22 protein-coding genes are annotated in these 24398 nt (G+C 65.9%); 15 read left to right on the top strand and 7 right to left on the bottom strand.

The annotated features are described in order from the left end of the window. The first annotated feature begins 2 nt into the window (after positions 1–2). The 9 genes from FIU66_RS09260 to FIU66_RS09300 all read left to right on the top strand — a co-directional run bounded on the left by FIU66_RS09260 (position 3) and on the right by FIU66_RS09300 (position 9324). Positions 3–1511, top strand: coding sequence for a tripartite tricarboxylate transporter permease (locus FIU66_RS09260; RefSeq protein WP_167622433.1), 1509 nt, complete (start codon positions 3–5; stop codon positions 1509–1511). A 23-nt stretch (positions 1512–1534) separates the two neighbouring features. Beyond that, positions 1535–2497 (top strand): tripartite tricarboxylate transporter substrate binding protein, encoded by a 963-nt coding sequence (locus FIU66_RS09265; protein ID WP_191309440.1) that lies wholly within the window; start codon positions 1535–1537, stop codon positions 2495–2497. A gap of 77 nt (positions 2498–2574) precedes the next feature. Beyond that, the gene (locus tag FIU66_RS09270; RefSeq protein ID WP_167622434.1) at positions 2575–3558 is read left to right on the top strand and encodes a DUF808 domain-containing protein; all 984 of its coding nucleotides are present in this window, start codon (positions 2575–2577) and stop codon (positions 3556–3558) included. 168 nt (positions 3559–3726) lie between these two features. Next, on the top strand, positions 3727–5040 hold the full coding sequence (gene ugpB, locus FIU66_RS09275) for a sn-glycerol-3-phosphate ABC transporter substrate-binding protein UgpB (RefSeq protein ID WP_167622435.1): 1314 nt from the start codon (positions 3727–3729) through the stop codon (positions 5038–5040). Between the two features lie 61 nt (positions 5041–5101). After that, entirely contained in the window at positions 5102–5980 is an 879-nt protein-coding gene (gene ugpA, locus FIU66_RS09280) for a sn-glycerol-3-phosphate ABC transporter permease UgpA (RefSeq protein WP_167622436.1), read from the top strand. Continuing rightward, a complete protein-coding gene (gene ugpE, locus FIU66_RS09285) occupies positions 5980–6828 on the top strand; it encodes a sn-glycerol-3-phosphate ABC transporter permease UgpE (RefSeq protein ID WP_167622437.1) in 849 nt (282 codons plus the stop codon). The genes ugpA and ugpE overlap by 1 nt, the downstream gene beginning before the upstream one ends. A 5-nt stretch (positions 6829–6833) precedes the next feature. Further along, positions 6834–7841, top strand: a complete 1008-nt coding sequence (locus FIU66_RS09290; protein WP_167622438.1) for a sn-glycerol-3-phosphate import ATP-binding protein UgpC — start codon at positions 6834–6836, stop codon at positions 7839–7841. 67 nt (positions 7842–7908) lie between these two features. Then, positions 7909–9009 carry a M4 family metallopeptidase gene (locus FIU66_RS09295; protein ID WP_201281058.1) on the top strand — a complete coding sequence of 367 codons (1101 nt, stop codon included), beginning with the start codon at positions 7909–7911 and terminating at the stop codon, positions 9007–9009. A 33-nt stretch (positions 9010–9042) separates the two neighbouring features. Further along, a complete protein-coding gene (locus FIU66_RS09300; RefSeq protein ID WP_167622439.1) occupies positions 9043–9324 on the top strand; it encodes a protealysin inhibitor emfourin in 282 nt (93 codons plus the stop codon). A 75-nt stretch (positions 9325–9399) separates the two neighbouring features. On the opposite strand, the gene FIU66_RS09305 is transcribed toward FIU66_RS09300, so the two are convergent. The 7 genes from FIU66_RS09305 to FIU66_RS09335 all read right to left on the bottom strand — a co-directional run bounded on the left by FIU66_RS09305 (position 9400) and on the right by FIU66_RS09335 (position 14524). Next, positions 9400–10461 carry a DUF475 domain-containing protein gene (locus tag FIU66_RS09305; RefSeq protein ID WP_167622440.1) on the bottom strand — a complete coding sequence of 354 codons (1062 nt, stop codon included), beginning with the start codon at positions 10459–10461 and terminating at the stop codon, positions 9400–9402. Positions 10462–10558: 97 nt separating this feature from the next. Further along, positions 10559–11521, bottom strand: a complete 963-nt coding sequence (locus tag FIU66_RS09310; protein WP_167622441.1) for a magnesium transporter CorA family protein — start codon at positions 11519–11521, stop codon at positions 10559–10561. Between the two features lie 101 nt (positions 11522–11622). Beyond that, on the bottom strand, positions 11623–11826 hold the full coding sequence (locus tag FIU66_RS09315; RefSeq protein WP_167622442.1) for a CsbD family protein: 204 nt from the start codon (positions 11824–11826) through the stop codon (positions 11623–11625). 70 nt (positions 11827–11896) lie between these two features. Next, positions 11897–12844, bottom strand: coding sequence for a D-glycerate dehydrogenase (locus FIU66_RS09320; RefSeq protein ID WP_167622443.1), 948 nt, complete (start codon positions 12842–12844; stop codon positions 11897–11899). Continuing rightward, complete coding sequence (locus tag FIU66_RS09325) at positions 12844–13176, bottom strand: tRNA-binding protein (protein ID WP_167622444.1); 333 nt, start codon at positions 13174–13176, stop codon at positions 12844–12846. Before FIU66_RS09325 ends, FIU66_RS09320 begins: the two co-directional genes overlap by 1 nt. Beyond that, entirely contained in the window at positions 13173–13985 is an 813-nt protein-coding gene (proC, locus tag FIU66_RS09330; protein ID WP_167622445.1) for a pyrroline-5-carboxylate reductase, read from the bottom strand. The genes FIU66_RS09325 and proC overlap by 4 nt, the downstream gene beginning before the upstream one ends. 35 nt (positions 13986–14020) lie before the next feature. Further along, positions 14021–14524 (bottom strand): YbjN domain-containing protein, encoded by a 504-nt coding sequence (locus tag FIU66_RS09335; RefSeq protein ID WP_167622446.1) that lies wholly within the window; start codon positions 14522–14524, stop codon positions 14021–14023. A gap of 198 nt (positions 14525–14722) precedes the next feature. Between FIU66_RS09335 and FIU66_RS09340 the strand changes: the two genes are divergently transcribed. The 6 genes from FIU66_RS09340 (at position 14723) to FIU66_RS09365 (ending at position 24365) form a co-directional block, all read left to right on the top strand. Next, positions 14723–15637 carry a threonine-phosphate decarboxylase gene (locus FIU66_RS09340; RefSeq protein ID WP_167622447.1) on the top strand — a complete coding sequence of 305 codons (915 nt, stop codon included), beginning with the start codon at positions 14723–14725 and terminating at the stop codon, positions 15635–15637. Between the two features lie 76 nt (positions 15638–15713). After that, a complete protein-coding gene (locus FIU66_RS09345; RefSeq protein WP_167622448.1) occupies positions 15714–19046 on the top strand; it encodes a DUF2126 domain-containing protein in 3333 nt (1110 codons plus the stop codon). Between the two features lie 6 nt (positions 19047–19052). Continuing rightward, positions 19053–21440: a circularly permuted type 2 ATP-grasp protein gene (locus FIU66_RS09350; RefSeq protein ID WP_167622449.1), complete on the top strand. Its 2388-nt coding sequence runs from the start codon at positions 19053–19055 to the stop codon at positions 21438–21440. Continuing rightward, positions 21440–22318 carry a transglutaminase family protein gene (locus FIU66_RS09355; RefSeq protein ID WP_167622450.1) on the top strand — a complete coding sequence of 293 codons (879 nt, stop codon included), beginning with the start codon at positions 21440–21442 and terminating at the stop codon, positions 22316–22318. Before FIU66_RS09350 ends, FIU66_RS09355 begins: the two co-directional genes overlap by 1 nt. 164 nt (positions 22319–22482) lie before the next feature. Next, the gene (locus FIU66_RS09360) at positions 22483–23859 is read left to right on the top strand and encodes a GntP family permease (protein WP_167622451.1); all 1377 of its coding nucleotides are present in this window, start codon (positions 22483–22485) and stop codon (positions 23857–23859) included. After that, positions 23856–24365: a gluconokinase gene (locus FIU66_RS09365; RefSeq protein ID WP_167622452.1), complete on the top strand. Its 510-nt coding sequence runs from the start codon at positions 23856–23858 to the stop codon at positions 24363–24365. The genes FIU66_RS09360 and FIU66_RS09365 overlap by 4 nt, the downstream gene beginning before the upstream one ends. Positions 24366–24398: the final 33 nt, after the last annotated feature.

Genomic DNA, 24398 nt, shown 5'->3' on the forward strand with positions numbered 1-24398 from the left:
AGATGGATCTGATTTCCAACCTTGCGATGGGCTTCGGCGTCGCGTCGTCGCTGGCCAACCTGATGTTCTGCCTGATCGGGGTGCTGCTGGGCACGCTGATCGGCGTGCTGCCCGGCATCGGCGCCACGGCGACCATCGCCATGCTGCTGCCCATCACCTTCCAGCTTGAACCCGTGTCGTCGCTGATCATGCTGGCGGGGATCTATTACGGCGCCCAGTACGGCGGGTCCACCACGGCGATCCTGATCAACATGCCGGGCGAAAGCAGTTCCGCCGTGACCGCCATCGACGGCTATCAGATGGCGCGCAAGGGCCGCGCGGGCACGGCGCTTGCCACCGCCGCCCTGGGGTCCTTCTTCGCGGGCAGCGTGGCGACCTTCCTGGTGGCGATCTTCGCGCCGCCCCTGACCACCATCGCGCTGAAGTTCGGCGCGGCCGAATACTTCAGCCTGATGGTCATGGGCCTGGTGATGTCGGTGGCGCTTGCCCACGGGTCGGTTCTGAAGGCGCTTGCCATGGTGGTGCTGGGCCTGTTGCTGGGCATGGTCGGCACCGACGTCTATACGGGCGCGCCGCGCTTCACGATGGGCATGAACCAGTTTGCCGACGGGCTGAATTTCGTGGCCGTGGCCGTGGGCGTCTTCGGCATCGCGGAAATCCTGCGCAACCTGGAAGACGAACACGACCGGCAGGTGATGACCAGGAACATCACCCGCCTGTTCCCGAACCGGGACGAGTTCCGCCAGATGATCGGGCCCGTCCTGCGCGGCACCGGCATCGGGTCGGTGCTGGGGATCCTGCCCGGCGGTGGCGCGATCCTGGCATCCTTCGCGTCCTACACGATCGAGAAGAAGGTTTCGAAGAACCCCGAAGAATTCGGCAAGGGGGCGCTTGCGGGTGTCGCCGGGCCGGAAAGCGCCAACAACGCGGGCGCGCAGACCAGCTTCATCCCGCTGCTGACGCTGGGCATTCCCGCGAACCCGGTGATGGCGCTGATGATCGGGGCGATGATCATCCAGGGGATCGTGCCGGGGCCGAACGTGGTCAGCGAGCAGCCGCAGTTGTTCTGGGGCATCATCGCGTCCATGTGGATCGGCAACCTGATGCTGGTGGTGCTGAACCTGCCCTTGATCGGGCTTTGGGTGAAGCTGCTGACCGTGCCCTACTACGTGCTGTTCCCGATCATCATGGCGATGTGTTCGATCGGGGTCTATTCGGTCAACTCGAACCCCTACGACCTTTTCGCGGTCGCCTTCTTCGGCCTGCTCGGCTATGTCCTGTCCAAGCTGCGCTGCGAACCCGCACCCTTGCTGCTGGGCTTCGTCCTTGGCCCCCTGCTCGAGGAGAACCTGCGCCGGGCCATGATCCTGTCGCGCGGCGATCCCACCACCTTTGTCACCCGTCCGATCAGCGCCACGCTGCTGCTGCTGTCGCTGGCCATCCTGGTGCTGGTCTTCCTGCCCCAGATCCGCAAGCGCCGCGACGAGGTCTTCACCGAAAGCGACGCCTGAAACCCCAACGAACGGAGATCACCATGACATCCATCACCCGCAGGATCCTGCTGGGATCGGCCCTGGCCCTTGGCCTTGCCGGGGCTGCGGCCGCCGAGTTTCCCGAACGCCAGATCACCCTGGTCATCCCCTTCGCCGCAGGCGGTTCAACCGATGTCGTGGGCCGCATCGTCGCCGACCGGATGAGCCAGGAACTGGGCCAGCAGATCGTCGTGCAGAACGTCGGCGGCGCGGGCGGCAGCCTTGGTGCGCAACAGGTCGCCAATGCCGAGCCCGACGGCTACACGATCCTGATGGGCACGGTGGCGACCCATGCGCTGAACCCGCTGATCCTGAAGCAGAAGCCTTATGACCCGGTGGCGGATTTCGCGCCGGTGTCGCTCTTGGTGCTGGTGCCGAACGTGCTGGCGGTCCATCCCGACGTGCCCGCCCAAACCGTGCAGGAACTGATCGACCTGGCCAAGGCCGAACCGCTGGCCTATGCCTCGTCCGGCAACGGCACGCCGCTGCACCTGTCGGGCGAATTGTTCAAGGCGATGGCGGACGTCGAGATCGACCACATTCCCTACAAGGGATCCGGTCCCGCGCTGACCGACGTGCTGGGCAACCAGGTGCCGATCATCTTCGACAACCTGCCCTCGGCCTCGGGCCATATCTCCAGCGGCAAGCTGCGCGCCCTGGGCGTGACCACGGCGGAACGCGCGCCCAGCTTCCCCGACGTGCCCGCGATCGCGGAAACCCTGCCGGGGTATGAAACCTACAGTTGGAACGCCCTATTCGCCCCGGCCGGAACGCCGCCCGAAGTGATCGAGGCGCTTGCCGCCGCCGCCCAGGCCACCATGGCCGATCCGGCCGTCGTCGAGCGGATGGGAGAGTTTTCGGCCACCGTCGTCGCATCGACCCCCGCCGAACTGGGCGAACATGTGACAGCCGAAATGGCCAAGTGGGAGCCCGTGGTCCGCGACGCCAACGTCAGCATGGATTGAACCAACTGGCCTGACAGGTGTTTGACTGGGCGCGGCCTGCCTGACGGGCCGCGCACGATACAGCCGACGAGGGATGGATGAGCGGACTTCTGGCACTTCTGGACGATGTGGCATCCATTTCCAAGGTCGCGGCAGCGTCCATCGACGATGTGACCGGACAGGCCGTCAAGGCCGGGGCCAAGGCCGCGGGCGCGGTCATCGACGACGCGGCGGTGACCCCAAAATACGTCCACGGCTTCGATGCCAGCCGCGAAATCCCCATCGTCTGGAAGATCGCGCGGGGATCGCTGTTCAACAAGCTGGTGATCCTGCTGCCCGTGGCGCTGCTGTTGTCGCAGTTCGCGCCCTGGGCGATCGCGCCGCTGCTGATGCTGGGCGGGGCTTACCTGTGTTATGAAGGCGCCGAAAAGGTCGCCCATGCCTTGGGCTATGGCGATACCCATGACAGCGAAAAGCATACCCACGCCGAAGGCGATGGCGCCGCGTTGGAGGAAGCGCGCGTGGCAGGCGCCATCAAGACCGACTTCATCCTGTCGGCCGAGATCATGACCATCGCGCTGTCCACGATCCCTGCGACGGACACGCTGTGGATGCGGGCGCTGATCCTGGCCGTCGTGGCGGTTGGGATCACCGTCGCGGTTTACGGCTTTGTCGCGCTGATCGTGAAGGCCGACGACCTGGGCGTGCATCTGGCGACGCGGAAGAACGGTTTCTCCTCGGCCTTGGGGCGCGGCATCGTCAAGGTGATGCCGGGCTTCATGAAGACCCTCACGGTCGTGGGCACGGCGGCGATGATCTGGGTCGGCGGCCAGATCGTGCTGCATGGCTTTGCCGAAATGGGCTGGGCCGGTCCCTATGACTGGATCCACCACCAGGCCGAGGCTGCGGCCCATGCCGTTCCGCAGGCTCCGGGGCTGATCGCCTGGCTGGTGACGGCGTTCTTCGACGGCATCTTCGGGCTGGTCCTGGGCATGATCCTGATCCCGATCGCCCATTACATCATCAACCCGCTTTTGCAGGCGACGGTGGCCCCGCTGATGGCCCGCCTGCGCGGGGCTTGAAGCGGCACCCTGACGCAACGGCATGAAATCTCTCTTTCCCGGTGGTGGCTTGGAAAGATTGACCATGTGGTCAAAGGGTGTCACCTTCCTGTCATGCGGATGTTGCGTTCGCGTCACCTTGGTCCGTTAGGCCCGGCGCGAACAGCAACTCCATAAGGGGAGGAAATCATGAACAAACTTTTCGCAGCGTCCACCGTGGCGCTGATCGCGTCGCTGTCCGCGGCCAATGCGCAGACCGAAATCCAGTGGTGGCACGCCATGGGCGGCGAGCTGGGCGCGAAGCTGGAAGAAATCACCAAGGGCTTCAACGACAGCCAGGACGAATACACGGTCGTGCCGTCCTACAAGGGCACCTATCCCGAAACCATGACCGCCGCGATTGCCGCCTTCCGTGCGCAGCAGCAGCCCGCCATCGTGCAGGTCTTCGAGGTCGGAACCGGCACCATGATGGCCGCCGAGGGCGCCATCGTCCCGGTCCACCAGCTGATGGAGGAACAGGGCGCCGATTTCAATCCGCAAGCCTATCTGCCGTCCGTTGTGGGCTATTACACGGACACCAACGGCAACATGCTGTCGCTGCCCTTCAACAGCTCGACCCCGATCGTCTATTACAACAAGACCGTGTTCGAAAAGGCCGGCCTGGACCCGAACTCCCCGCCGAAGACCTGGGCCGAACTGGAAGAGTTCAGCACCAAGATCAAGGAATCCGGCGCGGCCAATTGCGGTTTCACGACCCAGTGGATCAGCTGGATCCAGACCGAGAACCTGTCGGCCTGGCACAACCAGCCGATCGGCACCGAACAGAACGGCTTTGGCGGCACAAGCGCGCGCCTGACGCTGAACGGGCCGGTCCAGGTCAAGCATTGGGAAAACCTGAAGCGCCTGTCCGACGAAGGCATCTTCAAGTATGGCGGCCCGGTGGGCGGCGACAACGCGGCGCCGATGTTCTATTCCCAGGACTGCGCCATGTTCATGGCAAGCTCGGCCAGCCGCGCAGGCGTGATCGCGAACGCCAAGGACTTTGAAGTCGGATATGGGATGCTGCCCTATTACGACGACGTCGAGGGCGCGCCGCAGAACTCGATCATCGGGGGCGCCTCGCTCTGGGTGCTGTCGGGCAAGCCGGACGAGGAATATGCAGGCGTCGCGAAGTTCTTCGAATACCTGTCCTCGCCCGAGGTTCAGGCGGACTGGGCCTCCTTCTCGGGCTATCTGCCGATCACCCAGGCGGCGATGGACCAGATGGCCACCTTCTATTCGGAAAACCCCGGCGCGGACACTGGTATCAAGCAGATCACGCTGAACGAGCCGACCGAGAACTCGAAGGGCCTGCGCTTTGGCAACTATGTCCAGATCCGCGGCATCATCGACGAGGAGTTCGAGCAGTTGCTGTCCGGCTCCAAGGACGCCCAAGGCGCGCTGGATTCCGTGGTCGAACGCGGCAACGCGCTGATCGCCGAATTCGAGGCGCAGAACCAGTAAGCATCATTTTGGGGCCGCGCCACCCGCGCGGCCCCATTTCCATTTCTGAAGGCAGGGCTGGATGAAGCGCACCTTATTTCGAAACCAGTTGCTGCCCTGGTTGCTGCTGGCACCCCAGTTGGCGATCACCTTCATCTTCTTCTTGTGGCCTGCGGCCCAGGCGGTAAGGCAAAGCTTCCTGCGCCAGGACGCCTTCGGCATCAACACCACCTTCGTGGGCCTGTCGAACTTCCAGGCGCTGTGGAACAGCCCGGAATACCTCAACTCGCTTCAGGTCACGGCGGTCTTCGCGGTGTTGGTCACGGTGCTGTCGATGGGCTTCGCCCTGCTGCTGGCGGTGGCCGTGGACCGGATGATCCGGTCGACCAGCGTCTATACCACGCTGCTGGTCTGGCCCTATGCCGTGGCCCCGGCGGTTGCGGGAATCCTGTGGTGGTTCATCTTCAACCCGACCATCGGCGTGATGCCCTATTTCCTGGACGCCATCGGCTATGACTGGAACCACATCAGCTCCAAGACCGACGCGATGACGCTGGTGGTGATCGCATCCGCCTGGAAGCAGATCAGCTACAACTTCCTGTTCTTCGTGGCTGGGCTGCAATCCGTGCCCGCCAGCCTGCGAGAGGCTGCCGCCATCGACGGCGCCGGCCCGGTCAGGCGCTTCTTCGACATCACCGTGCCGCTTCTGTCGCCCACGACCTTCTTCCTGCTGGTCGTCAACATCGTCTACGCCATGTTCGACACCTTCGGCGTCATCGACGCCACGACCGAGGGGGGCCCGGCGCAGGCCACCAACATTTTGGTCTACAAGGTCTATTTCGACGGCTTCGTGGGGCAGAACATGGGATCGTCCGCCGCCCAGTCGGTGATCCTGATGCTGACCGTGATCGCGCTGACGGTGGTCCAGTTCCGCTATGTCGAAAAGAAGGTGGCCTACTGATGATCGAGAACCGTCCCGGCCTGAACCTTCTGGCGCACCTGACCCTGATGCTGGGGGTGGCTATCGTCGCCCTGCCCGTCTGGGTGGCCTTTGTCGCCTCGACCCATACCGCGACCGACTTCATGTCTGGCACGATCCCGCTGTGGCCCGGCCCGCACCTGATCGAGAATTACAGCCAGATGCTGGGCGCGGGCGTTTCCACCAGCGGCACGCCCCCCGTGGGCACGATGATGCTGAACAGCCTGATCATGGCGCTGCTGATCGCCTGCGGAAAGATCGCGATCTCGATCACCTCGGCCTTCGCCATCGTCTATTTCCGCTTTCCGCTGCGCAACATGGCCTTCTGGTGCATCTTCATCACCATGATGCTGCCGGTCGAGGTGCGGATCGTGCCGACCTTCCAGGTGGTGGCCGACCTGGGGATGCTGAACAGCTATGCGGGCCTGTCGATCCCGCTGATCGCGTCCGCCACCGCGACCTTCCTGTTCCGGCAGGTCTTCCTGACCATCCCGGACGAATTGACCGAGGCCGCGCGGATCGACGGTGCGGGCCCCATGAAGTTCTTCCGCGACATCCTGCTGCCCTTGTCGCGGACCAATATCGCGGCGCTGTTCGTGATCCTGTTCATCTATGGCTGGAACCAGTATCTGTGGCCGCTGCTCATCACGACCAGCAGCGATTATTACACCATCGTCGCGGGCATCAAGCGCATGGCCGACGCCGTGGACGGGCTGCCGCAATGGCATCTGGTGATGGCGACCGCCATGCTGGCGATGCTGCCCCCCGTTGCCGTTGTGATCGGGATGCAGCGCCTGTTCGTCAAAGGTCTTGTCGAGACGGAGAAGTAAGAAAAATGGCATCAATAACCCTCGACAAGGTCGGCAAGATCTATGCCGGCGGCACCCGCGCCGTGGGCGACGTGAACATCGACATCGCGGACGGGGAATTCATCGTGCTGGTCGGCCCGTCCGGCTGCGGCAAGTCCACGCTGCTGCGCATGGTCGCCGGGCTGGAATCGATCAGCGAAGGCACGGTCTGCATCGGTGACCGCGTGGTCAACGACATCGAACCCGCCGACCGCGACATCGCCATGGTGTTCCAGAACTATGCGCTTTACCCGCATATGTCCGTGCGCCAGAACCTGGCCTATGGGCTGAAGAACCGCGGCACCCCCAAACCCGAGATCGAGCGCCGCGTGGCCGAGGCCGCCGAGATCCTGCAGATCGGCCCCTTCCTGGACCGCAAGCCCCGCGCCCTGTCCGGCGGCCAGCGTCAGCGCGTCGCCATGGGCCGCGCCATCGTGCGCGAACCGGCGGCCTTCCTGTTCGATGAGCCGCTGTCGAACCTGGACGCCAAGCTGCGCGTCACCATGCGGCTTGAGATCAAGGAATTGCAGCGCCGGCTGCGCACCACCTCGATCTATGTGACGCATGACCAGTTGGAAGCCATGACGCTAGCAGACCGGCTGGTTGTGCTGAACGCGGGACGGATCGAACAGATCGGCACCCCGCTGGAGGTTTATCGCAGGCCTGCCTCGACCTTCGTGGCCAGCTTCATCGGCAGCCCGGCGATGAATCTCATCAGCAGCACCGCCTTGCCCCATCTGCCGGGCGTCGCCCATGCAGGCACCATCGGCATCCGCCCCGAGGATCTGACCGTCTCCGCCACCGGTCCGATCCTGATGAATGTCCTTGCGGTCGAGGAACTGGGCGCGCAACGGCTGGTCCACGGCCAGACGGGGGGTGAGCGGCTGACGGTCACGCTGTCCTCGAACGCGGAACTGTCGGACAGCCTGCGCCTGGACTACCGCCCGGGGTCGCTGCACCTTTTCACTGCCGGCGAGGGTCGGCGCATCGACTGATGTTCTATTTTTGTTCTAGGTGACGCCATGGTATCATGAGGCGAGTTTCCAGAAAGGGATTCGCCTCATGTGCTTTTCGCTGAACGGTTCGCATCGCCATTCGATCCATTGCATCGTTCCGCCCTACATGCTGCGGGTGCTGGCCCTGCGCGGCGATCCAAGAACCGCCGAGATGGCGCGGAGCCTGCTGAAGCAGACCGAGAAACTGCGCGACGACCGCGCCGAATTGACGCGCGCGGGTCTGCCGCCGGACAAGCCGCTGTCCGGTGCTTTCGCCTCAACCGCCGTCTCTCCGGCCGAGGGCCTGTGCTGCCCCGACCGCCGCATCCATGACGGCCAGTTCCGCGCCGCCCTGCCCGGCAAGCTGGTCCGATCGGAAGGCGACGGTCCCACCGGCATTGCCGATGCCGACACGGCCTATGACGCGGCGGGTCAGGTCTTTTCACTGTTCGCCGAGGAATATGGCCGCAATTCGCTGGACGGGGAAGGAATGCCGCTGGTCGCCACGGTCCATCACCGGCGCGATTACAACAACGCCTTCTGGAACGGCACCCAGATGGCCTATGGCACCGGCGACGGCAAGGTCTTCCGGACCTTCCTTGAACTGTCGGTCATCGGGCACGAGATGGCCCACGGCGTGATCCAGCATTCCGGCGGGCTGATCTATGAAAACCAGTCGGGCGCGCTGAACGAAAGCATCGCCGATGTCTTCGGGTCGCTGTCGCTGCAACGCGCCCTTGGGCAAGAGGTCCATCAGGCCGACTGGCTGGTCGGCCGCGGCATCCTGGGCCCCGGGATCAACGGCGCGGCCCTGCGCAGCATGAAGGCACCGGGCACGGCCTATTCCGACAACATGCTGGGCCAGGATCCCCAGCCCTGGCACATGGATCATTTCGTCACCACCACCGACGACAATGGCGGCGTTCATATCAACTCGGGGATCCCCAACCACGCCTTCTACCTGTTCTGCGCCTATCTGGGCGGACGGGCCTGGGAACTGCCGGGCCGCATCTGGTACCGTGCGCTGCAGACGCTGAACAACCCCATGGCCAGCTTTTCCGACTGGGCCGACCAGACGATGGATTCGGCATTCGAACTGGCGGGCCGCGGCAGCATAGAGACGGTGATGCTGCGCCGCGCCTGGAAACTTGTCGGAATCGCGATCTAGGCCTAGATTCCCCCCGACAAGGGGGATCATGCCATGATCATCGAAATCGCGGCGCAGGGCGGCTTTGGCGGCATCACCGCCGGGCGGCTGCACAAGACCATCGACCTGGCCCACCAGCCCGAGCAGATGCGCCAGGATCTGGCCGAGGCTTTCGAGCCCGAGGAACTGGCCCGCCTTGCCAGCCAGCCCTGCGGAGACTGCGCCGACCGCATGACCTATCGCATCACCGTGACCGAGGATCGCGACAGCTGCAGCTTCACCCTGCAGGAACAGCAGATCCCGCCCGACATGCTGGATCTGATCGACCAGATGTAGAAAAGGCAGCCCGCAGGACTGCCCTTATCTTCGTTGCGCGATTACCCTGGGGGGAAGCGCCCCCGCCTGAGCGGATCAATCCTGCGCGACATCCTTGTGGCGCCGGTTCCACATGACCGAGTTGACAAAGGCCGTGGCGATGAAGACCGCGCCCAGAAGCCCCGTCACCACTTCGGGCAGGTGCCACATGGTCTGGCCGAACATGATGATCGACAGGATCAGGATGGACCAGAAGGCGCCATGTTCCAGATAACGGAACTCGGCCAAGGTGCCGCGTTCGACCAGCATGACGGTCATGGACCGCACATACATCGCGCCGATGCCCAGGCCGATGGCGATCAGGAACAGGTTCTGCGTCAGGGCGAAGGCTCCGATCACGCCGTCAAAGCTGAACGAGGCATCCAGCACCTCGAGATACAGGAACCCACCCAGGCCAGCCTGCGCCGCCGTGTGCGATGCTTCCTGCGCCTTGCCCCAGCGGTCGAGGATGTGGCCAAGCGCGTCGACGGCCAGGAAGGTCACGATGCCCCACATGGCACTGTACATGAACACCTGCTCGTCCCGGTTTTCCGGCAGCAGCCAGACGAACAGCAGGATGATGGCCAGGACGAAGCCCACTTCCATTCCCCGGACCGAACCCGCGGCCCGCAGCGCACGCTCGATCTTGGCGATCCAGTCCACTTCCTTGGACTGGTCGAAGAAGAAGGTCAGCGCCACAAGCATCAGGAAGGATCCGCCGAACGCGGCGATGGGCAGATGCGCCTCGTGGATCAGGCGGGAATATTCCTCGGGGTCGGTCGCGGCCAGCTGGATCGCGGCCAGGGGCCCGATCTTTGCGGCAATGACGACGATCAGAAGCGGAAAGACGATCCGCATCCCGAAGACGGCGATCAGGATCCCCCAGGTCAGGAAGCGGCGCTGCCAGACCGGCGTCATCTCCTTCAGCTTGTTCGCGTTGACGATCGCATTGTCGAAGGACAACGAGATTTCCAGGACCGCCAGCACGATGGCGATCATCAGGAAGGACAAGAGGCCGGTGGTCGATCCGGTAAAGCGGTAACCCAGCCAGCCCGCCAGGGCGACGCCAGCGACGGTGGTGATCAGCGGCCACCGCAGATAGGACAAGGACGAGCGCATGAAATCCTCCCGGTAAGGTCGTGCCCCAATAGGGGCATGGCGCCACAGCGGCAAGCCGAATTGCGACATCTTGGCACAGGCCGGGGCCAATTGGCCATCACAGCCAACGCTTCCATCGCAGGACCAGCCACGTGGCCCCCGCAGTGGCCGCCATCAGCGCGATGGCCATGGGATAACCCCAGGGTTCGTCCAGTTCCGGCATGGATTCGAAGTTCATCCCGTAGATGCTGGCAATCAGGGTGGGCGGCAGGAACAAGGCCGCCACGACCGACAGAACCCGGACGGTGTTGTTCTGTTCCAGGTTGATCAGGCCAAGGGTCGTGTCCACGGCCAGGCTGACGCGTGAACCCAGGAAATCCGCATGGACTTCAAGCGCCTGAACATCCCGCAACTGTCCCTTGACCACCGGGCGCAGCCGGCCGGATTCGCGCTGCTCGTCGACTGCCGCGATATAGAAGGCCAGCATCCGCTCGATCGTGAGCAGCGACAGGCGCACCCGGGCCATCGCCTCGGCCTCGCGGCCCACCTCGCGCAGGGCGGATTGCAGGCGATCGCCCTGCCCCCGGATCGAAGGCGTCTCGAAGACGGTGATCGTGGTGTTGTCCAGAAGCCGCCCCGATCCTTCAAGGATGTCGGCGAGGCGGGCGATGATCTCCTCGATCAGGCCGATGAACAGGCGGTGTGGCGTCCCGCAGCCCAGGGTCGAGCGTTCGCCGCGTTCGGGGAATGTCAGGAAGGGGCGCGGCGAATGGTGGCGCACCGTCACCAGGCGCTGCGGGGACAGGATGAAGCTGACAGGCATCGTGACCCGGTTGCCGTCGCCCCTTTCACCCGGCAGCACGGCGGTCATGTAGTCCACACCCGTTTCGCGATAAAGCCGGTTCGAGATCTCGATCTCTTCCATGTCGGCCAGGGTGGGAACGTCGACGCCCAGGTCGCGCAGCAGTGCGGTCTCGGCCTTGTCGGGGGCGATCAGGTCGATCCAGATCGCGTCGGCCAGCGAGGCGGCCTGATCTTGGCGGGCGATGCGACCATCGCGGATGACATAGGCATACATCATGGCGGCACCCCCGCTGCGGATTTCCGGCCTTCGTAGCCTGCCGCCGGGCAAAGAAAAAGGGTGCCCCGCAAGGCACCCTTCGGCATCAGACGCGGCCGCGATCAGAACGTGCGGTCACGGAAGTGATCGTCGATCTGGCGGTTCGCCTCGTCCTTGGACCAGCCGTATTTCTCTTGCAGCTTGCCGGCCAGTTGGTCTTTGTTGCCGTCCAGGCGGTCGAGGTCGTCGTCGGTCAGGTCGCCCCACTTTTCTTTCAGGGTGCCCTTGGCCTGCTTCCATTTGCCTTGGATGATATCCCAGTTCATTCTTCTCTCCTTCGAAGCTGTGATCTGAGGAATTAACATTTCTCAATTCACCGCGGTTCCAAGGACGCGGTCAGTTCACCTGGTCATGAGGTGCGCGCCCCTCGGCAAAGGCCACCAGGTTATCAAGCGCGCGCAGCCCCATGGCGGTGCGGGTGTCGTCGGTCGCGGTCCCCAGATGCGGCAGCAGCGTCGTGTTGGGCGCGTCCAGAAGCCCCTGCGGCACGACCGGCTCTTGCTCATAGACGTCCAGCCCCGCCCCGGCGATGGCATGGCTTTGCAGTGCCTCGATCAACGCGGCCTCGTCCACGACATCGCCGCGCGCGATATTGACCAGGTAACCCTGCGGCCCAAGCGCCGCCAGTTGGGGCGTGCCGATCAGGTGCCGCGTGCCGGGCCCGCCCGGCACGGCCAGAACGGCAATATCGGCCTCGGCCAGCATCGCCTCTAACTGTGGGATCTGGCGGGCGGGAAAATCCAGCCCCGTCACGGTCGAGCGGTTGAAGAACACCACCTGCATCCCGAAGCCGAAATGGCAGCGGCGCGCGATGGCCTGCCCGATCCGGCCCATGCCGACAATGCCCACCGTCCGGCCAGACAGATGCCCGCCCAGAAGCTGCGTGGGGTTCCAGCCGGTCCAGTCGCCCGCGCGCAGGATCCGCTCGCCCTCGGACGCGCGGCGCATGGTCATCAGCATCAGCATGACGGCAATGTCGGCAGTGGCGTCGGTCACCACATCGGGCGTGTTCGTGACCACGACCCCGGCCGCCTTTGCCGCCTTCACGTCGATATGGTTGAAGCCCGCCCCGAAGTTCGCCAGGATTCGGCAACGCGGCGCATCGGCAAAGGCTGCGGCGGTGAAGGCATCGCCCAGCGTCGGGATGATCGCATCATAGTCGCGCAGGGCAGCAGAGGCTTCGGCCTCGGAAAGGGGGATGTTGTCGCGGAAGGTCGCGTCGAACCGGTCGGCAATGGCGCGCGTCGCGCGGTCCGTCATGGGACGGGTGACAAGCAGGCGCATCAGTACAGCCTTCCTCCGTTCGGGACATCCAGATCGGGACGGATCAGCACGACTTCTCCGTCCGGGTCGGGGACGCCCAGGACCAGAACCTCGGACCGGACGGGGCCGATCTGGCGGGGCGGAAAGTTCACCACGCAAAGCACCTGCTTGCCCACAAGGGCTTCGGGGTCGTAATGCCGCGTGATCTGGGCCGAGGACTTGCGTTCGCCCAGATCCCCCACGTCCAGCCACAGCTTGATCGCGGGTTTGCGCGCCTCGGGGAAGGGTTCGGCGCGGGTGATGGTGGCGACCCGGATGTCGACCTTCATGAAATCGTCGAAGCTGATGGTCATTGCCCGCGCCCCAGTTCGCGCCCGCGTTCGGTGGCAGCAGCGACCGTGCGCGCCATCAGGGGCGGCAGGCCATTGTCGGGATCCATCAAAACCTGCAGGCCGGCAGCGGTCGTCCCGCCGGGCGAGGTGACGTTTTCGCGCAAGACCGCCGGATCCTCGTCTGCGTCGATGGCCAGGGCACCCGCCCCTGCGACCGTCATCCGCGCCAGTTCCAGGGACAGGTCGGCGGGCAGGCCTTGCGCCTCGCCGGCCTTGGCCATCGCCTCGATCAGGTGGAAGACATAGGCCGGGCCGCTGCCCGACAGGCCGGTGACGGCGTCCATCTGGTCTTCCCGCTCCAACCGGACGACCCGGCCCACGGCGGCCATCAGCGCCTGCGCCAGATCCAGATGCGCATCCGTGGCAAGGCCATTCCCGATCATGGCGCTGATCCCCTGCCCGATCGCGGCGGGCGTGTTGGGCATCACGCGGATGATCGGGGCACCGGGAAAGGCGGCCTCGAATGTGGCGATGGTGGTGCCTGCCGCGACCGACAGGACCAGCGTGTCGGACAGCCTGGGCACGCCGCCCAAGGCCTCGGCCATCATCTGCGGCTTGACGGCCAGAACCAGCACGGCGGGATCGGCAGGCAGGTCGGCGTTCACGCGCAGGCCCTTGTCCTGCCATTCCGGCGAAAGCCGCGGGTCGATCACCGTGACGGCGCCGGGTTCCAGCCCGTGCGCCAGCCAGCCGCGCAGCATCGCGCCGCCCATGCGGCCGCAACCGACCAGAACCAGGCCGCGCCTGTTGATATCGTTGAAATCGCCCATCCGGCCCCCCATCCGTTACCGGGGCCGTCTGCCCCTTATGCCCGTCCGTAGGCCTCGCCCAAGGCGATGTCCAGTGCGGCGGCAGGGCTGCTGTTTCCCCAGGCAACCAGTTGGAAGGACGGATAGAACCGTTCGCAACCCATCAGCGCGTTGCCGATCATCTGGTCAACCTGTTCGGCCGAGGCCACTGCGTCGCCGCCCAGCACCAGGCCATAGCGCCAGACCATCAGCCGCTGCTTGGACCAGAAGGTGAAGCCGCCGTCCCAAACCTGGTCATTGGCCAGGTTTAGCGTCTCATAGATCGCGGACAGCCGGTCCGCGGGCGGGTCCAGGTCGAAGGTGCAGATCAGGCGCAGAACCTCCTCGCGGGCGGACCAGGCAAGCGTCAGCGAATAGCGCCGCCACTGGCCATCCACCGACATTGCGATCTGGTCGTCGGCCAGGCGGTCGAACTGCCAGTCGTGATGCGCGGCGACCGCCTCGACGATGTCGATGGGATGAATCTCATCGGTCGGAATTATCGCTTCCGTCTGTGCCATTCCTGCATCCTCAGTCGGGAGCGATTCTGACGCCGCTTGCCCTTGGTCGTGCCACAACAGGCGGGTTGGTAGCCCGAATGTTCTTACTAGATATCGTCGTTCCGATTTGCTCTGCTGTAAAGCGAAATCTGCTGAAACGGTGGGCGGGGCTGCAGTCCCTGCCCCGCCATGGCGGATGCGGGGCGTCATGGACGGATCATGCAGCGGGACGACGAACAGGGGCTTGACCGGGCCATCGCGGATTTTGGTCCGGGGGACTGGATCGACCTGTCCACGGGCCTGAACCGGCACCGCTGGCCGGTGAAGTCGCTGCCGCCGCAACCCGCGGCATCGGCCACGGCGGCCCTGCGCCGGGCTGCGGCACAATGGCTGGATTGCGATCCGGCGCAGGTTCTGCCCGTCGCCGATCCTTGGTGCGCCGTCCTGCGCCTGCCGCCCGGCCAGGCAGCGGTCCTGGGATCTAGCCATGCGGAAGAACGCCTGCGCGCAGCGGGTTGGGCGCTGCGCCCGGCCTTAGCCCCCTTGGATCCGGCAGGCGCGGATCTGGTCGTGGTCGCCAATCCCGCCGGTTTGGACGGGCGGGAATGGCAGCCGGGCGCGCTTGCGGAACTGGCCCGGAACGTGCCGCGCCTGGTTGTCGACGAGAGCCTGGCCGACCCGCGCCCTGACCTGTCCCTGGCCCCGATCCTGCCCGCCAATGCCCTGGTCCTGCGCGAGCTTCAGCCGTTCTGGGGCCTTCCGGGACTGGGCCTTGTGCTGGGGGATCCCGTGCTGTTGGCCGACATTGCGGACCCTTGCCCGGTCCAGGGCTGCATCCTGGGACAGGCGGCGGCAGCCCTGGCCGACCGCAGCTGGGCCGATGACATGGTGCTGTACATGACCGAGGCATCGCTGCGCCTTGACCGCATTGCTGCGGCCGCAGGATGGCGGATAGCGGGCGGGACGCATCTGTTCCGGCTTTACGACACGGGCGATGCGCGGGCGGCGCAGGACCGGCTGGCGCGCGTCCATCTCTGGACGCGCCGGGCGGCGGGCAGCGACAGGCTGCTGCGGATGGACATTCCGTTGCGCCGGGAATGGGATCGCGTTTCAGCGGCGATGCGCGAAATATAGGCAGGGGCGCCGGGATCCCTCGCCCCCCTGATCACATTGTGTAAGCTGGGGCAAAAGAGCAGCGGGAACTGACATCATGTCGATCAAGGCCAGCATCTATCACCTGACGCATTACAAATACGACCGTCCGGTGGTCCTTGGCCCGCAGGTGATCCGCCTGCGGCCCGCGCCTCATTCCCGCACAAGGGTCTTGTCGCATTCGCTGAAGGTCGCGCCCGAAGGCCATTTCGTGAACCACCAGCAGGATCCCTTCGGCAACTGGCTGTCCCGCTTCGTCTTCCCCGAACCCGTGCGGGAGTTGAAGATCGAGGTCGATCTGGTCGCCGACATGACCGTGTATAACCCCTTCGACTTCTTCGTCGAGGATGCCGCGGAAACCTGGCCCTTCGACTATGCCCCCGAACTGGCCGAAGAATTGATCCCCTATCGCGCCACGGAACCCGCCGGGCCGATGCTGCGGGCGTTTCTGGACAGCATCCCGCGCACGAAAACCCGCACCGTCGATTTCGTGGTGGCGCTGAACGCGCGCATCGCGGGCGAGACGGCCTATACGATCCGGATGGAGCCGGGGGTCCAGACGCCCGAGGAAACCTTGACCCTGCGCAGCGCATCCTGCCGCGATTCAACCTGGCTGCTGGTCCATGCGCTGCGGCATCTGGGCTTTGCCGCGCGCTTCGTGTCGGGCTATCTGATCCAGTTGAAGCCCGATCTGCAGGCGCTTGACGGTCCGTCGGGCACCGCCCATGACTTCACCGACCTGCATGCCTGGGCCGAGGTCTATATTCCCGGCGCAGGCTGGATCGGGCTTGACCCGACATCGGGCCTGCTGACCGGGGAAAGCCATATCCCGCTGGCCGCAGCGCCCCATTATCGCAGTTGCGCGCCCATTTCCGGCGCCGCCAGCTTTGCCGAGGTCGATTTCAACTTCGACATGCAGGTGCGGCGGGTGGCCGAACATCCGCGCATCACCAAGCCCTTCAGCGACGAGGCCTGGACCGACCTGAACCGCCTCGGCCAGCAGGTCGACGCCGCCCTGCGCGAAGGCGACGTGCGCCTGACCATGGGGGGCGAACCGACCTTCGTGTCCATCGACGATTTCGAATCCGCCGAATGGAACACCGCCGCCGTGGGGCCGACGAAACGCGACCGGGCCGACATCCTGATCCGCAAGCTGCGCCAGCGTTTCGCCCCCAGCGGCTTCCTGCACTACGGCCAGGGCAAGTGGTATCCGGGCGAGACGTTGCCCCGATGGACATTTTCGCTTTACTGGCGCAAGGACGGCCAGCCGGTCTGGCAGAACCCCGACCTGATCGCGCAGGAAAGCGCGGCCGAGGCGGTGACGCCCCTGCACGCGCAGGAACTGCTGCGCGAGATGGCCGCCGAACTGGGCGTTCCCGACGACAATGTCCTGCCCGCCTATGAAGACCCCGCAGAATGGCTGGTGCGCGAGGCGAACCTGCCAGCCAATGTCACGCCCGAAAACAGCGAACTGGCTGACCCCGAGGCGCGCCACCGTATTGCCGCCGTCTTCGACCGGGGCCTGACCACGCCCACGGGCTTCGTGCTGCCGGTCCAAGCCTGGCAGTCGAAAGCGAAGCTGAAATGGTATTCGGAACGCTGGCGTCTGCGGCGCGGCCATGTCTTCCTTGTGCCTGGCGACAGCCCGGTCGGGTATCGGCTGCCTCTGGCCTCGCTGCCGCATCTGCCAGAATCGGTCTATCCCTACATCAACCCCACCGACCCGACGGTGGAGCGCGCGCCCCTGGCCAATCCGGGCGAGATCGCACCCGATCGCAAGTCGCAGCCCATGGCCAGCTTCGTCGCCAATGCGCCGACGCAGGAGCTGGTCGAACAGGTGCCCGGCATGGGAGAGGCGGAATTGCAGGGCATGGTCCGCACCGCCCTGTCGGTCGAACCCAAGAACGGGCGGCTTTGCGTCTTCATGCCGCCGGTGGCGACGCTCGAGGAATACCTGGACCTGCTGCACGCGGTCGAGGCTGCGGCCCTGCGCCTGAACCTCAAGGTGCATGTGGAAGGCTATGCGCCGCCGCACGACCCGCGCCTGAACGTGATCCGGGTGGCCCCCGACCCCGGCGTGATCGAGGTGAACATCCACCCGGCCTCTGACTGGGACGACTGCGTGGCGATCACCCAGGGCGTCTACGAGGATGCGCGCCAGTCCCGCTTAGGTGCGGAAAAGTTCATGATCGACGGCAAGCACACCGGCACCGGCGGGGGCAACCATGTGGTCGTCGGCGGGGCCACCACCAATGACAGCCCGTTCCTGCGCCGCCCGGACCTGCTGGCCAGCCTGATCCGGCACTGGAACCGGCACCCGTCGCTGTCCTACCTGTTCTCGGGCCTGTTCATCGGGCCCACCTCGCAGGCGCCAAGGATCGACGAGGCCCGGCACGACGCGCTCTACGAACTGGAAATCGCGCTTGCGCAGATCCCCTCGCCCGACCGGGGCACGCCGCCCCTGCCCTGGCTGACCGACCGGCTGCTGCGCAACATCCTGACCGATGTCACCGGCAATACCCACCGGGCGGAAATCTGCATCGACAAGCTGTATTCCCCCGACGGTCCCACCGGCCGCCTGGGCCTTGTCGAGTTCCGCGGCTTCGAGATGCCGCCCGACCCGCGGATGAGCCTTGCGCAGCAATTGCTGCTGCGCGCCCTGATCGCGCGGTTCTGGAAGACGCCTGCCACAGGCGATCTGACCCGCTGGGGCACGGCGCTGCATGACCGCTTCATGCTGCCCCATTTCGTCTGGGCCGATTTCCAGGACGTGCTGCGCGACCTGACCGACCACGGCTTCCCCATGCAGGAGGAATGGTTCAAGGCCCAGGCCGAATTCCGCTTCCCCTTCTGCGGCGAGGTCGAGATCGAGGGGGTCCATCTGGAACTGCGCCAGGCGCTTGAACCCTGGCATGTGCTGGGGGAAACGGGCGCGATCGGTGGCACGGTCCGCTATACCGACAGCTCCACCGAACGGCTGCAGGTCAAGCTGGCCTCGCCCGATCCCAGTCGCTACCAGGTGCTGTGCAACGGGCGCGCGGTGCCGCTGACGGATGTGGGTGCCGGGGAAGCCGTGGCAGGCCTGCGCTACAAGGCCTGGCAACCGGCATCCGCGATGCATCCTGTCCTTCCGGTCGATGCGCCGCTGACCTTCGACATTCTCGACACCTGGTCGAACCGCGCGCTTGGCGGCTGCATCTATCATGTCGCGCATCCCGGCGGGCGCAATTACGACACCTTCCCCGTCAACGGCAACGAGGCCGAGGCGCGCAGGCTGGCCCGCTTCAGCCCTCATGGCCATACCCCGGGCCAGGGGCTTGTTCCCCGTCCCGAGCGCATTCATCGCGAATTCCCGCTGACGCTGGATTTGCGCCGCACCACGGGAGTCTGACCCGGCATGGGCGGCGAAGGCGCCATCGCCACGGGCCGGAGACGGGTTGCAGGCTATCGCCCCCTGCCCGGCGTCCCGGACGAGATGCTGGACAAGAACGGCCAGGTCCGTCCGCTGTGGCGCAACCTGGTCGCGCATCTTGACGCGCTGTCGGACGAGGATCTGACCCGCGACCTGGCGCGCGCCGATCGATATCTGCTGGATAGCGGCGTCTTCTATCGCCAATACGGCGAAGGCCAATCGACGGAACGGCCCTGGCCCTTGAGCCATATCCCGGTGCTTCTGGCCGAGGACGACTGGGCGCGGATCGGCCGCGCCCTGACCCAGCGGGCCGACCTGCTGGAAGCGGTGATGGCCGATCTTTACGGTCCGAACGAACTGGTGGCGTCCCGGCGGCTTCCGGCCGCGCTTGTTGCGGGCAATCCAGAATGGCTGCGTCCGATGGTGGGCATCAAGCCACGCGGCGGGCATTTCCTGCACTTTCTGGCGTTCGAACTGGGACGCGGCCCAGATGGGCAGTGGTGGGTGCTGGCCGACCGGACGCAGGCGCCCTCGGGCGCGGGTTATGCCTTGGAAAACCGTGTGGCCATCTCCCGCGCCTATTCCGAACTTTATCCGGACGGGAACGTCCATCGTCTTGCGGGCTTCTTCCGCGACTTCCGCGACGCTCTGCAGGCCCAGTCGCGCGAACGGGATGGGCGGGTGGCGATCCTGACGCCCGGACCGATGAATGAAACCTATTACGAACACGCCTATATCGCCCGCTACCTTGGCTTCACGCTGCTGGAGGGCGACGATCTGGGCGTGTCGAACGACCGGCTGATGGTGCGCACCGTGCAGGGTATGCGGCAGGTCGATGTGCTGTGGCGCAGGCTTGACGGGCAATATGCCGACCCGCTGGAACTGAACCCCGCCTCGCGCATCGGAACGCCCGGCATGGTGGCGGCGCTGCGGTCGGGGGCGGTGGCGATGGTCAACTCGCTGGGCTCGGGGGTGCTGGAAACGCGGGCCCTGATGGCCTTCCTGCCGCAGCTTGCCCCGGATCTGGTCGGCGCGCCGCTGGCCATGCCCAACATCGCCACCTGGTGGTGCGGCACCGAGACGGCGCGGGCGGCGGTGCGGTCCAGCCCGCGCCGGATGGTTCTGGCGGACGCGCTGACCACCCACCCGCCCTTTGACCCCGCCGATGACCTGACCCGCGCCGTCACCCTGTCGCCCCAGGAACTGGACCGCCGACTGTCACGGCAGGGCGGTGACCTGGTCGCGCAAGAGGCCGTCACCCTGTCCACGACCCCTGCCCTTGTCGAGGGCAAGCTGGTCCCCCGCCCCATGACCCTGCGCGTCTATCTGGCCCGCACCGCCGATGGCTGGGCCGTGATGCCCGGCGGCTTCGCGCGGATCGGCTCGGCATCCGAGGCCTCGGCCGTCGCGATGCAGAAGGGCGGCGCGGCGGCGGATGTCTGGGTGGTGGGGCGCGATCCGGTGCCCGTCATCACCCTGGCCCGGCAGGCCGGCAGCGCCGACAAGCGTCAGGCCGCGAGCGGCCTGCCCGCGCGGGCCGCCGACAACCTGTTCTGGCTGGGCCGCTATGCCGAGCGGGCCGAAGGGATCGTGCGCCTGATGCGCGCCTATCACACGCGGATGGCCGAAGCGGGTGCGGCGGGGGCGCCGCTGCTGGCGGGCTTCGATCCGCTGCTGCGTCAGATGGGCATCGACACGCCCGATCCCATCCCGCAGAAGCTGCTGGACAACCTGGCCGCCGCCATCGGCAGCGCCAGCAGCGTGCGCGACCGTTTTTCCCCCGATGCCTGGTCGGCGCTGCACGACATCGACCGCAGCGCGCGGCGCATGGCCCGCACCGTGTCACCCGGCGACGATGCGGCCCGCGCGTTGTCGGCGCTGCTGCGCAAGCTGGCGGGGATTTCGGGTCTTGTGCATGAAAACATGTACCGCTTCGTCGGTTGGCGGTTCCTGACCATCGGGCGGCTGCACGAACGCGCGATGGGCATGGCCGCGCTGCTTGCGGTCCTGTGCGACCCGGACGCCCCCGAAGGCGCCCTGGATCTGGCGATCGAGGTGGGCGACAGCGTGCTGACCCATCGCCGTCGATTTGCGCTGAACGCGTCCCGGGCCTCGGTGATCGACCTGCTGGTCCTGGACCCGCTGAACCCGCGCGCGCTGCGCCACCAGATCGACGGCTTGCGCGAACAGGTGGACATGCTGCCCGCGGCCAACGACCATGGCGCGCTGTCGCCGCTGGCCCGCGACGCGCTGCGGCTGCACACCGACCTTGCCACCGCCGAGCCCGAGACGCTGACGACCGAGGCCTTGTGGGCGCTGCGGGGCCGCATCGCCAACCTGTCCGACGTTCTGACAACCACCTATTTCCACTGATGCTGTATCGCCTGCGCCTGTCTATCGGATACGACTTCGCCCGCCCTACTGGCGCGGGGCGGCAGCTTCTGCGCATCAGTCCTGCCGACCTTCCCGGCCTGCAAGAGGTCCAGCAGGCCAGCATCACCATCACCCCGAAGCCCACGGAACGAAGCACCTTCACCGATTTCTTCGGGAACGAGGTCACGCAGCTTGTCCTGCCCGCCGGGCTGACGCAGGTGCGCTTCGACATGGCGGGCCGGGTGCTGCGTCTCGAGGATGAAACGGAACTGGATCTGTCCGCCACGCTGGACGGGCTGCGGGCCGACCTGAACGAAGTCATTGATCTTGGCCCCCATTCGCCCCATCATTTCCTGCGCCCCTCGCCCCGCATCCCGCAGGTGGGTCCGATCGCCGATTTTGCCCGCAAGGCCTGCACCGCCGCCGCCACCATGCGCGAGGCTGTGGAATGCCTGGGGCTTGCCCTCCACGACCACATGCGCTTTGACGCCCGCGCGACCGAAGTGGACACGCCCGTCGCCGCAGCCTTTGCCGGGCGGCACGGGGTATGCCAGGATTTTTCGCAGATCATGGTCTCGGGGCTGCGCAGCTTTGGTATCCCGGCGGCCTATGTCTCGGGCTTCCTGCGCACGGTTCCCCCGCCTGGCAAGCCCCGGCTGGAAGGGGCCGACGCCATGCATGCCTGGGTCCGCGCCTGGACCGGGGCCGAGGCGGGCTGGTGCGAATACGACCCAACCAATGCCTGCTTCGTGGGGGCCGATCATGTCACAATCGGCTATGGCCGCGATTATGGCGATGTGGCGCCCGTTACCGGCTCCATGCGACTGGCCGGGGGGCAGTCGACCAGCCACAGCGTCGATATCCTGGCCGAAGATTAGCATTCCCTACCGCATCAGGCACAGGCGGGATGACTCCCCGCGCAAGGCCATGCCATGCTTATGGCTGCACAACTTCGCTGCTTTCTGGCAATAGTGGCTTACGCAGTCACCATTATCCTTGTAAGGGCGCGCCTTGATTGCGCTAACGCCTTCAGGAGGTTTTCATGACGCCCATCGAGCCCGTCTACGGGACAGTCACCCTGCTGGTCATCGCCGCCCTGGCGATCCTTCTGCTGCTGTTCCTGATCATGCGGCTGAAGATGCACGCCTTTATCGCCCTGGTGCTGGTCAGCCTTGCCACCGCCCTCGTGTCGGGGATCCCGCTGAACGAGGTGATGAACGTGCTGCTGCAAGGGTTCGGCAGCACGCTGGCCTCGGTCGCGCTGCTGGTCGGTTTCGGCGCGATGATCGGCCGCCTGCTCGAGGTGACGGGCGGGGCGCAGGTGCTGGCCGACCGGCTGATCGCCGGGTTCGGAGAGAAACGCGCGCCCTTGGCGCTTGGCGTCACCTCGTTGCTGTTCGGCTTTCCGATCTTCTTTGACGCGGGCCTTGTGGTGATGCTGCCGATCATCTTCAGCGTCGCGCTGCGCTTTGGCGGATCGGTCCTGCTTTACGCCCTGCCTTCGGCGGGGGCATTCGCGGTGATGCACGCCTTTGTGCCTCCCCATCCCGGGCCGGTCGCGGCGGGCGACCTGCTGGGGGCGGATATCGGGCTTTTGCTGATCGTCGGCCTGATCGTCACGGTCCCGACCTGGTATCTGGGCAGCTATCTGTTCGGGCTTTGGGCGGGCAAGCGCTTCGTGATCCCGGTTCCCGAACTGCTGGGGGCCGACACCTCGGGCAAGACGGTTGGGCCCGTGCCCAGCTTCGGCCAGGTCATGCTGGTCCTGCTGATGCCCTTGGCGCTGATCTTCCTGAACACCGGGCTGAACACCCTGGCCACCATCGGCATCATCGACGGAGAAGCCGGCTGGGTGACCGCGATGCGCCTGCTGGGCCAGACGCCCGTCGCGCTGCTGATCACCCTGCTGGTCGCGATGTCGATCCTGGGCCGCGGCCGGACGCGCAGCGAGATCGAGAAGATCGTGGACCGCGCCTTGGGTCCGATCTGCGCGATCATCCTGGTCACCGGCGCGGGGGGCATGTTCGGCGGCGTCTTGCGCGCCAGCGGCATGGGCCAGGCCCTTGCGGGCAGCCTGGAGGCCGTGGGCCTGCCGCTGATCGTCGCCGCGTTCGTCATCTCGACCGCGCTGCGGGTGGCCCAAGGGTCGGCCACGGTTGCGCTGACCACCACGGCGGGCCTGATCGCGCCAACGGTGGCTGCCACGACGGGGCTTTCGGAACTGGACCGCTGCTTCCTGGTCATCGCCATCGCGGGCGGGGCGACCGTTCTCAGCCACTTCAACGACTCGGGCTTCTGGCTGGTGGGTCGGTTCCTGAACATGGACGAAAAGACCACGCTGAAGACCTGGACCGTGATGGAGACGCTGCTGGGCAGCATCGGCTTCGGCTTTGCCCTGATCGGATGGTGGCTGCTATGACCGCCCCGCAGCATATCGTCGTCATGGGCGTGTCGGGCAGCGGCAAGACCACCACCGGCACCGCCCTGGCCGATCTGATGGGCTGGCCCTTCATCGAAGGCGACAGCTTCCACCCGGCCGCGAACCTGCGCAAGATGGCGAAAGGGATCCCCCTGGACGACAACGACCGCGCGCCTTGGCTGCAGGCCTTGGCCGACCAGATCGCGGCGGCCGAGGCGCGGGGCGAATGCCTTGTGATGGGTTGTTCGGCCCTGAAGCGGTCCTATCGCGACATCCTGCGCAGCGGCGGGTCGCGGGTCCGCTTTCTGCATATCCACGGCACCCGCGATCTGCTGGCGGAACGGCTGAACCACAGGGCGGGACACTTCTTCCCGCCGAAGCTGCTGGATTCGCAACTGGCCACGCTGGAACCTCTGGGGCCGGACGAGGATGGCGCGGTCGTGGAACTGGCCCTTCCGGTGCAGGATCAAATGCAGGCGGCGGTGCGAATGCTGGGGCTGAGATGACGAAACCCATGGCGATTGTGCAGGATCATCGAA

This window comes from Paracoccus sp. AK26 (genome assembly GCF_011801365.1).
In the GTDB taxonomy this organism is placed as follows: Bacteria; Pseudomonadota; Alphaproteobacteria; order Rhodobacterales; family Rhodobacteraceae; genus Paracoccus; species Paracoccus aerius.

Coding starts and splice junctions, on each gene's coding strand:
- FIU66_RS09260 (WP_167622433.1), top strand. CDS start 3: ATGGATCTGATTTCCAACCTTGCGATGGGCTTCGGCGTCGCGTCGTCG.
- FIU66_RS09265 (WP_191309440.1), top strand. CDS start 1,535: ATGACATCCATCACCCGCAGGATCCTGCTGGGATCGGCCCTGGCCCTT.
- FIU66_RS09270 (WP_167622434.1), top strand. CDS start 2,575: ATGAGCGGACTTCTGGCACTTCTGGACGATGTGGCATCCATTTCCAAG.
- ugpB (WP_167622435.1), top strand. CDS start 3,727: ATGAACAAACTTTTCGCAGCGTCCACCGTGGCGCTGATCGCGTCGCTG.
- ugpA (WP_167622436.1), top strand. CDS start 5,102: ATGAAGCGCACCTTATTTCGAAACCAGTTGCTGCCCTGGTTGCTGCTG.
- ugpE (WP_167622437.1), top strand. CDS start 5,980: ATGATCGAGAACCGTCCCGGCCTGAACCTTCTGGCGCACCTGACCCTG.
- FIU66_RS09290 (WP_167622438.1), top strand. CDS start 6,834: ATGGCATCAATAACCCTCGACAAGGTCGGCAAGATCTATGCCGGCGGC.
- FIU66_RS09295 (WP_201281058.1), top strand. CDS start 7,909: ATGTGCTTTTCGCTGAACGGTTCGCATCGCCATTCGATCCATTGCATC.
- FIU66_RS09300 (WP_167622439.1), top strand. CDS start 9,043: ATGATCATCGAAATCGCGGCGCAGGGCGGCTTTGGCGGCATCACCGCC.
- FIU66_RS09305 (WP_167622440.1), bottom strand. CDS start 10,461: ATGCGCTCGTCCTTGTCCTATCTGCGGTGGCCGCTGATCACCACCGTC.
- FIU66_RS09310 (WP_167622441.1), bottom strand. CDS start 11,521: ATGATGTATGCCTATGTCATCCGCGATGGTCGCATCGCCCGCCAAGAT.
- FIU66_RS09315 (WP_167622442.1), bottom strand. CDS start 11,826: ATGAACTGGGATATCATCCAAGGCAAATGGAAGCAGGCCAAGGGCACC.
- FIU66_RS09320 (WP_167622443.1), bottom strand. CDS start 12,844: ATGCGCCTGCTTGTCACCCGTCCCATGACGGACCGCGCGACGCGCGCC.
- FIU66_RS09325 (WP_167622444.1), bottom strand. CDS start 13,176: ATGACCATCAGCTTCGACGATTTCATGAAGGTCGACATCCGGGTCGCC.
- proC (WP_167622445.1), bottom strand. CDS start 13,985: ATGGGCGATTTCAACGATATCAACAGGCGCGGCCTGGTTCTGGTCGGT.
- FIU66_RS09335 (WP_167622446.1), bottom strand. CDS start 14,524: ATGGCACAGACGGAAGCGATAATTCCGACCGATGAGATTCATCCCATC.
- FIU66_RS09340 (WP_167622447.1), top strand. CDS start 14,723: ATGCAGCGGGACGACGAACAGGGGCTTGACCGGGCCATCGCGGATTTT.
- FIU66_RS09345 (WP_167622448.1), top strand. CDS start 15,714: ATGTCGATCAAGGCCAGCATCTATCACCTGACGCATTACAAATACGAC.
- FIU66_RS09350 (WP_167622449.1), top strand. CDS start 19,053: ATGGGCGGCGAAGGCGCCATCGCCACGGGCCGGAGACGGGTTGCAGGC.
- FIU66_RS09355 (WP_167622450.1), top strand. CDS start 21,440: ATGCTGTATCGCCTGCGCCTGTCTATCGGATACGACTTCGCCCGCCCT.
- FIU66_RS09360 (WP_167622451.1), top strand. CDS start 22,483: ATGACGCCCATCGAGCCCGTCTACGGGACAGTCACCCTGCTGGTCATC.
- FIU66_RS09365 (WP_167622452.1), top strand. CDS start 23,856: ATGACCGCCCCGCAGCATATCGTCGTCATGGGCGTGTCGGGCAGCGGC.